Annotated in this window: 6 protein-coding genes and 2 riboswitches; all 6 genes read right to left on the reverse strand. The window is 28.6% G+C overall.

Going from position 1 to position 17348, the window contains the following annotated elements:
* Nucleotides 1-34: 34 nt before the first annotated feature.
* The 6 genes from ELUMI_RS01100 to ELUMI_RS01130 all read right to left on the reverse strand — a co-directional run bounded on the left by ELUMI_RS01100 (nt 35) and on the right by ELUMI_RS01130 (nt 16376).
* The gene (locus ELUMI_RS01100; protein ID WP_025734254.1) at nt 35-3541 is read right to left on the reverse strand and encodes an ABC transporter permease; all 3507 of its coding nucleotides are present in this window, start codon (nt 3539-3541) and stop codon (nt 35-37) included.
* Between the two features lie 131 nt (nt 3542-3672).
* Nucleotides 3673-7200, reverse strand: coding sequence for an FtsX-like permease family protein (locus tag ELUMI_RS01105; protein WP_025734253.1), 3528 nt, complete (start codon nt 7198-7200; stop codon nt 3673-3675).
* Nucleotides 7201-7316: 116 nt separating this feature from the next.
* A complete protein-coding gene (locus ELUMI_RS01110; RefSeq protein WP_025734252.1) occupies nt 7317-10874 on the reverse strand; it encodes an ABC transporter permease in 3558 nt (1185 codons plus the stop codon).
* A 94-nt stretch (nt 10875-10968) separates the two neighbouring features.
* Nucleotides 10969-13752 (reverse strand): cation-translocating P-type ATPase, encoded by a 2784-nt coding sequence (locus ELUMI_RS01120; RefSeq protein WP_025734251.1) that lies wholly within the window; start codon nt 13750-13752, stop codon nt 10969-10971.
* Between the two features lie 228 nt (nt 13753-13980).
* Entirely contained in the window at nt 13981-15024 is a 1044-nt protein-coding gene (locus ELUMI_RS01125; protein ID WP_025734250.1) for an energy-coupled thiamine transporter ThiT, read from the reverse strand.
* A 30-nt stretch (nt 15025-15054) separates the two neighbouring features.
* Nucleotides 15055-15143, reverse strand: a riboswitch (TPP riboswitch).
* A gap of 426 nt (nt 15144-15569) precedes the next feature.
* On the reverse strand, nt 15570-16376 hold the full coding sequence (locus tag ELUMI_RS01130) for an ECF transporter S component family protein (RefSeq protein ID WP_156921448.1): 807 nt from the start codon (nt 16374-16376) through the stop codon (nt 15570-15572).
* Nucleotides 16377-16633: 257 nt separating this feature from the next.
* A riboswitch (TPP riboswitch) is annotated at nt 16634-16722 on the reverse strand.
* Between the last annotated feature and the right edge of the window lie 626 nt (nt 16723-17348).

A 17348-nucleotide genomic window follows, 5' to 3' on the forward strand; every position in this document is an offset into this window, starting at 1 on the left:
TAAAATAGTCTGATTCATTTTGCAACGACTTAAACTAGAGAAGTGATTTTGGTTTTTGCATTCGAGTATATGTTGAAATTGCAAAATTTATTAAGATAAAAAATGACAACAATGAAGTAATAACAAGGAATACAAAACCAAGGGTTCATTGAAATGATATTACAAGATTGAAATAAAAGATATCTTGAATTGTAGGTCCCATTTGTCCTAATAAAATCCAGACAATACCAACAGATGTTAAAATAGCAAACATCATCGAGACTAAATAACCACTAATTAAATATTTATTAATTTCGCGTTTTTTATATCCAATGATTTTAAACAATAAAATCGTATTTCTGTTTTCCAACAAAATAAGAATTGTAATCAACATTGATACAAGAACAGCAATCGCTCCAGACATCACAATAGCAATACCAATCATTCCAGATAATGGTCTAGTCAATATGATTTGAGCTTCTGTCATTTTACTAAAAATCATCACATAAGCACCAACGTTGTTAATGTATGATTCAAAATGATTTTTTAAATAATAATCATTAATATTAGAACCAGCCTTATCCGAGCCATTAGTTGATTTATAAATTGGTAATGTTCAATATTCTAATTGCATTGGAATAATTGATTTTGAAAAATAAGAATTAGTCACATAAACAGGATTTGCTTGGTTTATGTTCTTTGCAATTTCGCCAAATTTTTCACTAATATGTTTCTTATCTTGAGTTATTTTCTCAAGATAAGAAAATAAACTTGCTTGAGGTACATAAACAAATTGAAAACTAGAACTATCACTGTAGAGTACTTTGTTTACTCTCGCTATAACATTATGATAAATTGCTTCTGGTTCGGAATTAGACCCATCAGGTTGACCAACTCCAACATTTACTTTTACAACAAATTCGTCTCCAATTTTTAAATTATTGCGTTTAGCATAGGAACTATTAATGCTTGCATTTAAAGCTCACTGGTTTTTTAGGGTTGTTTGTTCACCATTTATCAATTTTCTCTTAACTACGCCCTCGCTGTTAACATCGTGTTCGAAATGCCTTCTTGAAAATTCGTCATTTTCAAACCCAATAAAAGTTATAGTTCTTTCAGATCGATCAACACCAACTTTTGCGTAAACACCCATTTGTTTGCCTTGATTAACATTTGAAGCTTGGCGGCTACCAACAACCTTACCAAACATAATATTGATTCCATCAAATGTCGGAAATTGTTTTCTGAAATTTATTAATTTATCGATCAAAGGTTTTAAAAGGTTCTTAATTTTAAAAGTTTCAGAACCTTTGTTTTGAACAAATATTGAATCCATTTGATTTAATATTTGTTCATAATTTTTTGGGTTTTCAGAAACGTTATTTAAAAAAGCTAAGACTGTTGCTTTGGGGATATAAGCCTTATCCAATCCATTTGTTAATGTTTCCATTATTTTATCTGGTGCTTGTTTTCAAAAAACCTTGTCTAATTTTTTATATTTTTCAAGGTCTTTGACATCGATATTTTGATAGGAATCAATTATTGGTTTTTCTTTTTCATATTCAACAAATTCAGGTAATCAGTGATTGAATTTTATTGATTTATAAGGGGCGTTTCATTGTTCATAGCCATAATTGAAATAATTGACAGAGGTGTTGAATTGAAAGGCAAAGAAAAGGATTGTAAACGAAAGGGTTAGCATTATATAGGAAATAAGGTTTTTGTATACATTTTGGAAAGCAAACGAAAGCCCCAGTCTAACCTTACTGTTAAATCTTCTTGTGAAAAATTTTAATTTCATTTGAACATTTGAAATGCTTTTGACAACACCCATTCCAGATATTTTTAAAACATCCGAATTCATAATCAGTAAACTTATAACAAAGAAACCAATAATGCTAACTCCAAACAAACAGATAATTGAAATGATAAATGGGAATCCCATTGTCCAAAAGCTATGATGAAAATTTAAAATATCATAAGTCATCTGAGTTAATATGCTTTGCACCATTAATGCCCCAAAAGTACTCAAAGAAAAACTTATTAAAGTTGGAAATATTAATGCTGATGTATTTAATATTGATAATTCATAATTTCTTATTCCCATGGATTTTAAGACAAACAAACTTTTTTGTTGAAGTAAGATAATTTGTTGACTGATAAAAAAGAAAATTAAAAACAATAATATTAAGACAAAAATAATAACAACGATTGAGACCAATATAACCAGCTGCATCATTGAAGTCGTTGTAAAACCCAGATCTTCATGTGCTCAAAATGTTGATGATTGAAGTCCTGATCGGTTTAGACCAGGTTTTAAATTCGTCATCATATTTGTTTCAAATCAATTAGAAAAATATTTTTGCCCTTCTTCGACATTGTTTTTATTTGCAAAATGCAAATGAAGTTGGTTGCTAAAAACATTTTGAGCTGAATTTCAATAGTTTTGAAATGAATTATTTAAGTGAGGTATTCTGACCTCATATAATAGTTTATTTACAGTTTGCAAAGGGACATAAAGATGCAAATCAGTTGGACGGTATCAAATATCAGGGTTTAAAATAGTTCCGGCAAAAACCATTTGATAATCTTTTGTACGATCAGCATACCAAGTATTTACAGAATATTTTTCTCCCAATTTTAAGTTCAAATCATTTGCAACTCTTGGTTGGAGATAGAAAAACATTCCAAACTCTTCTTTGGTTCTATCAAGATAATTTTTAAATTGTTCGCTTTGAAAATTAATTGAAGATTGAAAATTAACTCGATTAAAATCATTGCTTTGAAACAAACTAAAATTTGTTATTTTGGTTTCGCCTTCTGGAAAATTAACGATTTGTTTTACTATTTCGTCTCCGTAATAACCTTGATGAATATCACCCATCTTTTCATTTGTTGCCAAATATTCCAACGATCCATTTCGAGGAACATTTTTCATTTTTACATTAAAAGCGTTTTGACGATAAAATTGAAAATAAAAGTTTTCAATTTGTTTTTTGGTTGAGTTGCTATTTAAATATTGATTAAGAATAAAAGCCAATTGAATATTGTTGGTTTTAAATTTTCATTTGAACACATAAGCTATATGATCAACATATTTATTTATCACTTCCAGATTAGAATCCAATTCTGTTAAGTATCCTTGCTTTAAATGCGAGATATTTCCTGAATTAGATGCAAAATATTTATATATATTTTTAATATTTTCTTCTGGTAGTTGTGGGGAATTAAACCTTTTTAAACCATTTCAAAACTCTCCTTCTTTGTTGTATTCGATAGTGTCAAGAAAGAAGTGATATATTGGTAGATCTTCTTTTTCTTGTTGAGTATAGTCATCTTTTTCCGGAACCATAACTGTATAAGGTTCTGGTTTGAAAAGGGCATTTTTGGATGTTGTCAAACCAATAGAATCATCAACATCCTTAAAGAATGATGAAGCAAAAGAAATTAAACCAAGTGATAAGGATGCTGCAAAAGTTAGAAATAAAGTAAATGTTAAATATAGTGGTCAATAAATAATGAAATCTTTTATTGATTGCTTGAGAAATAATTTCAACTTCATTACCAATACCCCGCACTATTTTTGCATTAAACAGTTCTCTTTTATAATATATCAAAACTAAGGTAAATTCCCAAATCACCATTTTGTAAAAATATCAACACAAAAATTAAAATAGGTTATATGGATAAAAGCTATAAATCGACAAAAGCATATTTAGGTTGTTGTATTTTTGTGAAGTAGGATATTGCTGAGTTTATTAAGATGAAAAAGAGAAGAATTGATGCGATCACAATTCCAATAAATCCTAATCCCCAACCAAAATTTAGTGGAATATCAAATCACAATGTTTTCATAATTTCCGCCACTACCTTTTCTAAAGTTATTCAAGCAAGAAGGATGGCTGTGAAAACCCCGAGAGTTATTGAAACTAAATATCCACTGATTAAGTAGAGATTAATTTCACGCTTTTTGTATCCGATAGTTTTAAACATTAGAATTGTTTTTTTATTTTCTAAAAGAATCAGAATTGTCAGAATTATTGAAACCATCATCGCGATTGATATTGATGCAATAATAGAAATTCTCATTGTTCCAGTTAATGAAGTCATCAATGTATCCAAACGACGAGTTTCTAAATTGAAGATCATAATTCCTTGGTTGATGCTATTTAGGTAGTCTTCAAAAAGATTTTTCTTATAATAATCAAAGATGCTAGACCCAGCATCTGCACCCGTTTTATTCAAAATAGGCAATGTAAAATATTCCAACTGCATTGGCAACATTTGTGTTGAAAAATAGGAATTACTTACATATTTTTGTTGTTTGATATTTGAAACAATTGACTCAAAAAATTCTTGAAGCGATGGATTGTCAGAATTTGTTTTGGCAAGATATTCAAACAAACTTGATTGAGGAACATAAATATAAGAATCAAAAATTGTATCACTATGCATTATTTTGTTTAACCTTAATGTGATCGGTCCTAAATTATTTGTATTAATTACAAACTCATCACCAATGTTTAACTTGGTTCTTTTGGCATAAGTGTTTGAAACGTTTGCATTGATTGCTCATCTATTTTTTTGTTGTTCTAATTCTCGATTGTCTGAAGATGTTCGTTCAATCAAACCATATTTATCAAAACCATAATCAAAATGGTTTTGAGAATATTCATCATTTTCAAAGGCTAATAAATTCGTACGAATGTTCAACAGTTTATCGTCTCAACCATTAACATAAACCCCCATTTGTCTTCCTGATTCGATACTTGGTTTCTTGTAAGAACCAACAACCTTTCCAAACATGATGTTCATTCCGTCAAAGAGAGGATTTTCAATTTTCAATAAGATAAATCGATTTATTAATTTCATTATTGAATCAGCATTCATATGTGGTTTGTCCACTGGATTTTTTGGGAAAATAGATTCAATGATTTTTTTAATTTTGTTATAATAGGCTGGATCTCTGATCAATCTATTTAAAAAATCAGATACCGTTTGTTTGGGGATATAGGCATTGTGCATTTGCGTGGTTAAAACATTTAATATTTCGCTGGGTTTATTTCAAAATGCATCATCTAATTTGATCATTGCATTTAACTCGTTAACATCAACAGTTTCGTATGCTGGAATTACTTCTTTTTCACCATTATTTTCAATCAAATTGTATAAAGGCAGAGCTGTGTTAAGTTTGATTGATTTATAAGGTTCGTTTCATTTTTCATAACTTGTTGAAAATGCTGTCAGGGAATTACTAAATTGAAATGAAAAGAAAATGATACTAAAGGAAATCGTTAACATGATGTAAGAAATGATATTTTTATAAATATTTTTAAACGTGAAAGCCAGACCGATTCTAGTTCGACTATTGAATTTATAAACCATTGATTTTAACTTCATTTGCATTTTAGAAATATTTTTAGCAACACCCATGCCAGATATTTTTAAAATTTTGGAATTGATAATAAAGAAATTAATAGTGAAAAAACCAATAAAACCAGCTATAAATAAGCCCATAAAAGCAATGATAAAAGTATTGTCGATTGTTCAAAAACAATGATAGAAATTTAAATAACTAAATGAAATGTTGATAATCGTATTTTGAATGATTAATGCACCAAAAATACTCAAAGTAAAACCGATTAAAATTGGAGTTAGTAGAGCAAATGTGTTCAATATTGATAATTCAAAATTATTTACTCCCAAGGATTTCAAAAAGAATAAATGTTTTTGTTTAAGTAAAATAATTTGTTGACTAATAAAAAAGAAGGTTAAAAAGAGAAGTGCAAAAACAAACAAAATAATGATTGCCGAAACAATTATCGACATTTTTCACATGGTTCTTTTTAACATATTTAAATCTGTGTCTGCTCAGGCAACAGATGATTGTAATTTATGATCGCTCTTAATGGGTGAAAGCATGTTTTTTTCAAATCAGTTTGAAAAAAACTCTTGACCTTCTGCAACATTATCAATATTTGTTAAATATAAATAAAGTGAGTTATAAAAGATTGGTTTTGATGATAGTCAATATTTGCCAAATTCTGTAAATTCTGTTGCATCTTTGTTTGATTCATACAATATTTTATTGATTGTTTGAATTGGAGAATAGAAGTTAAAAGTCTTTTTATTTCAAGCAAGATCCTTGTTTAAAAATGTGCCTGCATAAAGTAGTTCATAGTTTATTTGGGAATTATTTGTTAGAACACCAATTTTGTATTTCTTACCTAATTCTAAATTTAATCAATTAGCAGTTCTTGGTTGGAGATAGAAAAACATCCCAAATTCTGGTTTGGTCTTATCAATATAATGACTAAATTTTTTGTTTTTAAAGTTGATTGTATTAACGTAATTAATCTTGTTAAATTCATCACTTTGAAAAAAACGATAGTTTAATATTTTCGCATCGTGATTACTAGTGTTTGGAATTTCTCCTGCAATGTTTAATTCATCAGCAAGGATATTTCCATAATAACCTTGATAGAGATCGCCCATATTTTTAGTTGATAGTAATGTCTCCAACGTTACTTTTTGTTCAATGTTTTCAAATTTTATACTAAAACGTTGATCGCGATAAATTGGGATATTAAATTTAGGAAGACCTTCTCCTGATTTTGCATTTTGTTCAACATATTTTTTAATGATAAATGCCGATTGAACATTTGCAGATTTATATTTATATTTGAACATGAATTGAATATAATCCACATACTTATTTAACTGGTCATAATCAATTTCAGCCTCATTTAATGAGAAATTTAAGTATGGGATGGTTTCAATATCATCTTTGATGTGAATGATATTACCTTCGTGATAAGCAAAATATTTATAGATTGTTTTGATTATGTCTTGTGGTACTTTTGAGATATCAAATTTTTTGTTTTGATTGGTTACATTTTTGTTATTCGTGTATTCAATAGTTTCAAGAAAAAAATTATAGATTGGTAGTGTAGTTGGTTCTTGTTGGGCAAAAAGATTTTCTAATTCTGAGCTGTGTTCTTGTGGTGGTCCAACCAAATACTTCTCTGGAGTGAACTTAGCATTTTTGTCTAACTTTAGACCGATTGAATTTTTAAGATCACTGGTGAATAAGGAGCCAAACGAAGTCAAACCCAAAGATAAGGAAATGCCAATGATTAAAAACAAAGTAAAGGTTAAGTATAATGGCCAATACACAATAAAATCTTTAATTGATTGTTTAAAAAATAACTTCAATCGCATATTAAATCACCTCACTTATTTTTTTATAAAAAAGGCTTTCTCTGATTAAATTTTATCAAAAAAACCCTAAAAACACATATCACCGATGTGTTTTTGGGGTTTTTACATTTAAGAAACTAGAGATCTTCAAATGTGTGTTTAGGTTGTTGTCTTTTGGTGTATGTCGAGATTGCGGCATTGATTAAGACGAAAAATGCTGTGATAGAAGTAATTAAAATCGCGATAAACATTGGGGTTCACGTAAATGATAATTCAAGATTGAATCAAAACAAGCTTGCAATGTCATTCTTCATGACTTCTAATAAAAATCACACAATTCCAATCGCGGTTAAAACCGCAAACGCCATGGAGACAAAATATCCGCTAATTAAATACTTATTAATTTCACTTTTTCGATACCCGATTGTTTTAAATAAGAGAATTGTTCTTCTATTTTCTAACAAAATCAGAATGGTTACTAAAACAGAAACAATGATTGCAATTGCAGAAGACATAAAAATTGCTATTTTCAAAATACCAGCAAATCCTTGTGTTACTTCTTCCATTTTTTGAGTGACGACACTAAATATTAAAACATTTTTAATGATGCTATTTAGGTACCTTTCAAAAGTATTTTTTGAATAATAATCTTGAATCTTCTCACCATTAGAATGAAAAATCGGTAATGTAAAATATTCTAATTGCATCGGAAGATTTTGTTGTGAAAAATAAGAATTGCTAATATAAACAGGTTCAGCTTTTTTCATATCTTTAACAATTTGACCAAATTTTTGACTAATAATTTGCTTATCTCGATTTATTTTTTCGAGATAAGCAAATAAATTTTTTTGAGGTACATAAATAGAAGATTCTTTGCTCAGAGTGTTTTTTACTATTTTATTTACTTTTAATTTTATGTTGTGTGCGATGGGTTTAATCGCACCTTTATCTGTTTTGAAACCAATATTGACTCCAATATCTTTTTGATCTCCAACTTTTAAATTAGCTCGCTTGGCATAAAAATTGGAAATGCCAACTTTTAAAACGGGACTAGATTCAAATGTTGTATCAACATTTGAATCTGTTTCTGCAACATTGTATTCGAAATGTTTTTTTGATTCTTCATCATTTTCAAATGCAATTAAATCAACATAAAGACTGTCCTTTCGATCAAATCCTCTAGTCGTAAAAATACCTCTTTGTTTACCTTCTGGAATCGTTTTTTGGTTAATCGAACCAACCACATTTCCAAACATAATATTAATACCTTTAAACGAAGGAATTTGAAGCCTTAATGTTAGCAATTGATCAATAAAACTTTTGAACGGATTTTTGTTTTGAGTGTTTTTTGCAAGATTAGATTCTGCAAAAAATGAATTTGCTTGACTTAAGATTTGATCATAATATTTCGGCTTTTTAATCACTTCATCTAGAAATCAAAGAACTGTTTCTTTGGGAATATATGTGCTTTTCATATCTTCAATTTTATTCAATTTTTCAAGCACAGTGCCACCAGTTGGATTAGTTCAAAAATCTTTGTCTAGTGGTTTGAAATATTTAATTTCATTCACATCAATAGTTTTATATGAATCAATTAATTTGTCTTCAATATTAAATAAAGGCAATGAGTGATTAAGCTTTATCGATTTATAAGGTGCGTTTCATATTTCGGGAGCATTATTAAAAATTTTAATTGAGCTATTAAATTGAAAGGAAAATAAAAAGACAGCAAATGAGAAAGTTAAAATTACGTAAGAAACAATATTTTTATAAACGTTTTGGAAAGCAAAGGCAAAACCAAGTCTAAGTTTAGGATTTCATCCTTTGATTAAAAATTTCATTTTCATTTGAAAATGCGAAATACCTTTGGCAACACTCATTCCAGATATTTTTAATGCATCTGAATTTATTATCAGCAAGCTGATAATAAAAAAACCAGCAAAACAAACCAACATCAAACCAACAAAAGCAATAATAAATTCGAATCCAAATGTTCAAAAACTATGGTAATAATTTCAAAACTCATAGACAATATCCATTAAGATGCTTTGGACCGCCAACGATCCAAAAATACCGATAGTAAAACTGACCAAAGTCGGGAGTATTAGAGCAAACGTTGTTAAAGTTGATAATTCATGATTCCTAATTCCAATTGATTTTAAACAAAATAAATTTTTTTGCTGCAACAAAATAATTTGATGGCTGATAAAGAAGAAAATCAAGAAAAGTAACATCAAAACAATCACAACAATCACGATTGTAATCCCAATAAAAACTCTCAACATGACTAACGCTGATGTGTTGGTATCAGTATCTGATCAAACGGTTGCTGATTGAAGTTTTGGTGCATTTCCATTAGCGTTTACATGTTCCATTAAATAGGTTTCAAATCAATTTGAAAAATGACCTTGTCCTTCTTTTGTATTTTTACTATTTGGAAAGAGTAAATAAATTATATTGGTGATAGCGTTTGGAGCTGAATTTCAATATTTTTGAAATTCAGTTTGATTAGTATTTGTGTTTTGTTCTGCTGATGTTTCATAAAATATTTTATTTATAGTTTGTGCTGGGGTATAAAAATCTCATTCATTTGGAAGATATCAAAGATCGGGATTTAAAATGGTTCCTGCATAAAGCAATTCATGGGTTTTTCTTTTTTCATCAGTTCCGACAAATACTTTGTATTTTTCTCCCAATTTAAAATTGGCTTCATTCGCACTTTTTGGTTGCATGTAAAAAAACATTCCAAATTCTTCTTTGGTTCTATCAAGATAATTTTTAAATTGATCACTTTCAAAATCAATTGATGTTTGAAAATTTATTCTGTTGAATTGGTTATTTCAAAATAATTTATAATTAGGTATTTTCATCTCTGGGTTTTTTAAATCTGAAATTTTTTCCAGAATTTTATTTCCATAATAACCTTGGTGAATATCACCCATTTTTTCATTTGTCACCAATGAGTCTAAAGAAATTTTTTGAGACATATTTTCAAGTCTTAAGTTTCCTTTTGATTGATGAATAAATTGAAAATAAAATTTATCTATCCCATTGTCGGTTTTCAAATCTTGTTTCAAATATTGATCAATAATAAAAGCCGATTGGATATTATTGGTTTTGAATTTTGCTTTAAAAATATGTGATATGTAATCAACAATTTTATTCAATATGTCAACATTTTTTACCATCTGTTGATGACTCGGCGTATGAAAAATATTTGAAATAGAACTAAGTCTAACATCACTTTCATTTAATCGGACAATGTTACCACCATTATTAGCAAAATATTTGTATATAAATTTAAGAACTGGATTATTTTGGTCTTCTGCGGTTGTGATTGAGTCATGAGTTATAGATAGTGATTTTATTTTTTCTCAAATCTCTTTATTTTCGAAATTGATTGCATCATAAAAGAAATTATAAATAGGAAGTGTTGATTTTTCTTCTTGGAAAAAATCTTCATTGGCTTTTTCTTTTTCTTCAGGGATTGTATAGCGTTGAGCAACAAAACGAGCATTTGCATTATACTTTGAACCAAATGAACTTTCGATATCTTTTCCAAACATGGAAATAAAGGAAATTAAACCCAATGACAAAGAAATTGCAAATGCTAAAAATAATGTAAAGGTTACATAAAGGGGTCAATAGACAATTAGATCTTTGAATGATTGTTTAAAAAATAATTTTAATTTCATAAAAGAATACCCCTTATTTTTTATAACCTATCAATTTGAATATATCAAAAATAGAATTAAATCCCAAAAATTTATGATTTTTGAAGATTTAATTCTATTTTATAACTATTTTTTTAGACTTTTTTGTGAATCACAAATTTTTAGATTTTAAAAAAATCTGGTAGCTAAATCAAATGCACGGAACAACTAGTAGAGTGTTTACAAGAAAAATTGCAAGCAACTCTCAAGGGAGATCGATGGTTTTAAAATTAAAAAAATCATTAATTTTTTTCACAGGAAGTAAACTTATAATTGTGATAATTAAAGCAAGGCAAGAAAAAAAGAGTAAACGTTTATTTAAGCTAAATTTTTCTTTGACGGGTTTGACAACCCCTGCATGATTAATTGGTAAAAAGAAATTATTAAATAAAAGCGAGTAAAGAATTGGGGAAATCATAATTGTCATGTAAACACCGGTCTTACTAAATTCTTCAGAAAATATTTGAGGCGCATTGAAGAGTTTAACGATTTCATAATTTAAAACTGCAAATGTTGCATTAAAAACTGTTGTTATGATAATTTGCATTTTAATTCCTTTAAGCAACGATTCTTTTTTATGGCTTGGTGGGGGATTAAACATAACTCCTTTGCGATCATATTGCATTCCGATGGGAATCGCAACAATTGTTTCAATGATTAAAATATGAAATAAAATATTGATTGAAATCAAAGCAATATCTTTATTAATTAATAAAATAAATAAGATTGTTAGAACTTGACTAATGTTGGCAGCGATTAAAAATGAAATTGAATATTTAATTTTTTCATAAACATTTCTTCCGGCACGAATTCCAAAAACAATACTTTTAAAATTATCATCTTTTAAAATGACATCACTAACTTCTTTAGTCACTTGAGTTCCGTTAATTCCCATGGCAATTCCAACATCAGCCTTAACGATACTTGGAGTATCGTTAATTCCATCCCCTGTCATTGCAACGATGTTGTTGTTGGCTTGCAATATTCTCACAATAATTGCCTTATGTTCAGGGCTAACTCGGGCAAAAACATTCGTTGTTTTTATTTTCTCAGCCAATTCTTCATCAGAAAGAGTGTCTAATTCTGCCCCATCCATAACTTGGTTGTAGTAGTCTGTGTAAATCCCTAATCTTGTGGCAATTTCTTGAGCAGTAATCTTGTGGTCTCCGGTAATCATAATGACCCTAACCCCGGCCTTATTGGCGTTTTCAATAGCCATTTTCACTTCTGGACGTGGAGGATCAATAATTCCTATGACACCAATAAAAATTAAATCAGTTTCATACTCTTCATAAACTGAGTTTAAATGTTTGTAAGCGACACCTAAAACTCTTAAACCTTGTTGTGCATATTTGAATGATTGTTCTTGAATTAAATTTCTATCTTTTTTGGTTAAAGGACTAACAACGCCATTAACTATTTTTTTTGTGGAGTGCTTTAAAAGATAATCGAATGCTCCTTTTGTATATAAAATTAAATCATTTTTATCTTGATGAACTGTTGTCATCATTTTTCGTTTTGAATCAAATGGAATTTCATCAACACGAGGGTGATTTATTCTAAGTTTTCTATAATCAAAGTTTTGTTTCATCAAAAATTTGATTATAGCGACTTCGGTTGCACTTCCAATAATTTCTGTGTTTTCACAAACTGCATCATTACACAAAGCAAGAGCATTTAAAAAATGCTTATTATTAGTAATTACACTAGGGTCTTTTTCAGCTTTTAAATCAACAAAAAATTGATCAATATCCATTTTGTTTTGTGTCAATGTCCCTGTCTTATCAGAACAAATAACATTAACATTGCCCAATGTTTCAATTGATTTTGGATTTTTTATATCAACATTATTTTTGCTAAGTTTTTTTGTAGCAATGGTCATGCATAACCTCACAATAATGGTTAATGATTCAGGAATCACACTGATTGCAGCAGATACAGCCAATAACAATAATGTACTTCATGATTTCAAATCTTCTGGTAATTGATTTCGAATAAAAAAAGAAAAAAGCAACAAAATTAAACCAAAAATGAAGGCAATAATTCCAATTCGAATCGTCAAACCTTTAGTTTTCTTTTCCAAAGGTGTTCTGATAAACTCTGATTTTGTAATTTTAGAAGCAATTTTTCCAATTTCAGAATGTGTTCCTGTTTTTAAAACGATGCCAACTAATTTTCCTTCTAAAATCATTGTTGACATGAAGGCCATGTTTTTTTGGTCTGAAATAATTAAATTGTCTGCTTTGATTATTGTAGCAATTTTTTCCACAGGTTCTGATTCGCCAGTTAAGGATGATTCATCTATTTTTAAAACGGATTCATTGATAATTCTTAAATCAGCTGGAATAAATTCACCTAATTTAGCATGCACCACATCCCCAGGAACTAAAAAAATTGGATTGATTTGTTGGATTTCACCATCTCTTAAAACAGAAACAAAGGTATCTTGTGTTGTGTCCAATGAAGAAATGTAGTTGAGCGATTTCATTTCTTGATAAGTGGAGATGATTGAGTTTGTAAGAATAATTATCCCGATGACACATAATCCCGCAATATCGGGCATTGAAAATTTTTCTTCAATTGAATTAGCAATAATTGTGACCAAACCGGTCAGAGCCATTATTACACATAATGGATCTAAAAATGTTTTTAAAAAAACAAGCAAAAAATTGTGTCTTTTAGATTGCGGTAAATGATTCAATCCGTAAATTTTTAAACGTCGTTCGACTTCTTGAATGGTTAAACCTGTTGTTAAATTGGTATCAAGGATTTTAGCAATCTTTTTATTTGAAAGTTGATATCATTTTTTTGTTATTTTTTTTGGTTGATTAAAATCAAAAGCATCAATATTTTTTTCCATATTAATTTACCTCTTGCAACTTTTTAGTTACTTTAAATTGCGAATAAATTATATCAAATTCTAACTTCTTAAATAGAAATTGGCCTCTTTATCAAATTAATTTTGGAAGGTCAAAAAACTTTTATTAGTCTAACAATCATGTCTCTTTAATACCAAGTGAAAAACACAAATTCAATTAGTGGTTAACCCTCTAATCGAATTTGTGTTTTTTGTTTTTTTAAGCTTAAATTATTTTCTATTTATCAGTAATGAAATCTTAATCATTGGAACCATTAAAACTTGATTAACGGGATAACTTAATGCCCAAACAGAAATTCCATTATAAATAATTGAATAAACTCAACCGTTATCTCCTCAACTAGGTCCAAAAGCAGCTACTCAAACAAAATATCCTGATATTGTTTGAACAATATAAATTCCTAAAAAAGTGAAAAAACCGACAATAATATAATTTAAATAACTAATGTAACCATTTTTGCGTGTAATCTTAAATTTCAACATAGAAATCATCCCTGGGATCATCATTGGAATAAAGTAATCCAATAAATATGATCATGGCGAAATGATTAAACCAGAACTTAAAAATAATAACGACATTAAAGCAGATGCACCCCCTGCTAAAATCGAAAGAACTGGTGAACAAACTACCCCAAGTGTAATTAGTGGTAAGTATTTTAAAGCAATCCCGCCCCCATTTGGTAATTGGGGCATAAATTGTTCTGTGTAAGCAAACACAATTGTTAAGGCTGTGAACATTCCACATAAAACAACATCATGAATAGTTAGTTTTCTAATGCCGAATAACTTTCAACTTAAATGCCTTTTACTTTTTGCTCCTTTATTTGTTTCAAACACATAAATTAAGATTCCAATATTAATAACCATTAGCGAAAGCACACTTAATAAAATGAATTGCATTTTATTATTAAGTATTTTATCTAAGTCGGCTAAAAACCAACTAATTGTAATTAAAATTCCGAATGCAAACGCAAAGGAAAATAGCATAATCGAAAATGTTTGGACATTTTCGAAAACCTGTGGATCGATAATATTAGTTCAAGATATTTCCATCACACTAAACAAGATCAATCCAACTAAAAGCATAACTGTTGTAATCAAAGAACAAATCATAGCTATTTTTAACAGTCAAGGTTTTTCACGAATTGGATGAATATGTACTCATCACTTTTCTTTATTTGTTTGTGAATTTAATAAAAGTTTCACTTCTTCTTGTAAATCCGTTTGTACATTTTGTACTTTTTCTTTTTGCATAAAAAAATCTCCTTTTGAGAGACAAAGAAAAAAACAACTAATCTGACTCCCTCCGCTAGTATTAACTAGATCAGGTTCAAAGAGTGTTTCTCAAGCTTGTGCTACCTCTGTCATATATTTACGTATTTATTATATAACTTTCTAAACATTAGTGAGCAGGTAATGTTTGTTTTTTGGCTTTTTAAAAACAAATTTTCCAGTGTTGAATAATGAGTAAAATTTAATTGTTGAGACTTATGATAGTTTTAATAAGTGGTTGTTTGAATAGAAAATATCGAGACGACAAGAATCAAGTTCACAAAGCACCTCAGTATATAAGCCCAAAAATAATAGGCATTAAAACATGTAAATAAATTTGATTAAAACCACCAAATCAAATGGTTTCAAATGGTTTATATAAATGTATAATGTTCAAAAAACCCAGTAAAATAAGGCATTAATAAGATAAAAACAAATAAATCAAAGTGGTTGATTGATTATCAACCAAAAGATTTGATTGGCAATAAAAATCGTAAGAATTTTAGAAAAAAGTTTTGAATTTTTTTCTAAAATTTTCCTTTATTAACCAACAACGCAACCTTAATTGTTGGAACCATTATGATTTGGGTTAATGGATAATTAAATGGTCAAATTGATAAGGCATTATAAACAACCGAATAAACAACTCCATTATTCCCTCAAGCCGGACCCCCAGCCATCGCCACTCAAATATAATAACCAGAAAGTGTTTGAATAATGTAAATTCCTAAAAAAGTTAAAAAACCAACAATGATGTAATTTAAATAATTGATATAACTTTTTTTGGTTGTAATTGTAAATCTTAAAATACTTACAATCCCAGGAATCATCATCGGAATGAAGTAATCTAAAATAAATGATCAAGGTGAAATGATCAAAGTTGATCCGACAAATAATAGTGAAAGTAAGGCACCACAAATCCCAACAATAATTGAAAGTGCTGGTGAAATAGCAACACCTAGAATGATTAATCCTAAGTATTTAAAAGTCAATCCACCCCCACCAACTAGCCCGGGCATGAATTGTTCTAAATAGGCAAACACGATTGTCAAAGCTGTGAAAACACCACATAATACGATGTCATAAACTGTTAATTTTCTGAAGCCTAATTTAAGTCAAAAACCCCTTCATGTGATGCTTGTTTTTCTTTTTTGGACTTGATATTTTTTGAATATATAAATTAATATACCGATGTTAATAATTGCTCCTGAAAGAATACTTAAAAGCATAAACTGCATTTTGTTGGTCATAATTTGCTCGATGTCAGTTAAAAATCAACTAAATGTAATTAACAAATTAAAAACCAAACTTAATGTAAAAATAGCAATTGTCATTGTTTTGATATTTTCGAAAACTTCAATGTTTGTGATGTTGGTTCAAGACATTTTGAGTAAACTAAATAGAATTAATAAGCCCAGTATTGTGAGAAAAGATAAGAGAGAAAAACCAAAACCTATCTTAATTATTAATGGTTGTCAGGGTTTATGAATTCTTAATTTTTTAAACCTATTTCTTACGTCTAAACCTACTGGTTTTACAGTTTGTACTTTTTCTTTTTGCATAAAAAAATCTCCTTTTGAGAGACAAAGAAAAAACAACTAATCTGACTCCCTCCGCTAGTATTAACTAGATCAGGTTCAAAGAGTGTTTCTCAAGCTTGCGCTACCTCTGTCATGTATTTACATATTTATTATATAACTTGTTCAACATTAACTAGTTGAACTGAGGTCCTTTTTTTAATTTTTTAAAGATTAATTTCTAATTGTCTATAAATAATGAAATCTCAATTGGGGTTCAGTTATAGTGTTGATAAGCGTTTGAATTAAAATGAATATTAGGAGAGTGTATCTCTAACTCACAAAACATCTAAGTTATTTTTATACTTATGAATTCAAAAATAAATAAAGCTAAAATATGTAAATAAATTTGATTAGAATCACGCAACCAATTGATTTCAAATGGTTTATATAAAAATATAATGTTCAAAAAACCCAGTAAAATAAGGCAATAATGCGATAAAACCACAATAAACCAAAGTTTTTGATAGATTATCAACCAAAAACTTGATAGGTAATCAAAACCACTATAGTTTTAGAAAAAATTTTACAATTAAAACAACTGATCAGACCTATTTCGCTAGTTGTTAATTAGATCAGGTTCAATTAGTGTTTATAAAATTTATGCTACCCCTATCGTATATTTACAAAAATGTTATATGACTTTTAAGATTTTTTAATATATTTTTACATTTTAATTTAACAATTAATCTTATAATTTATTTTATAATTAGTTTTACAACGGAGGAC

It is taken from the genome of Williamsoniiplasma luminosum, from assembly GCF_002803985.1.
Lineage (GTDB): Bacteria > Bacillota_I > Bacilli_A > Mycoplasmatales > Mycoplasmataceae > Williamsoniiplasma > Williamsoniiplasma luminosum.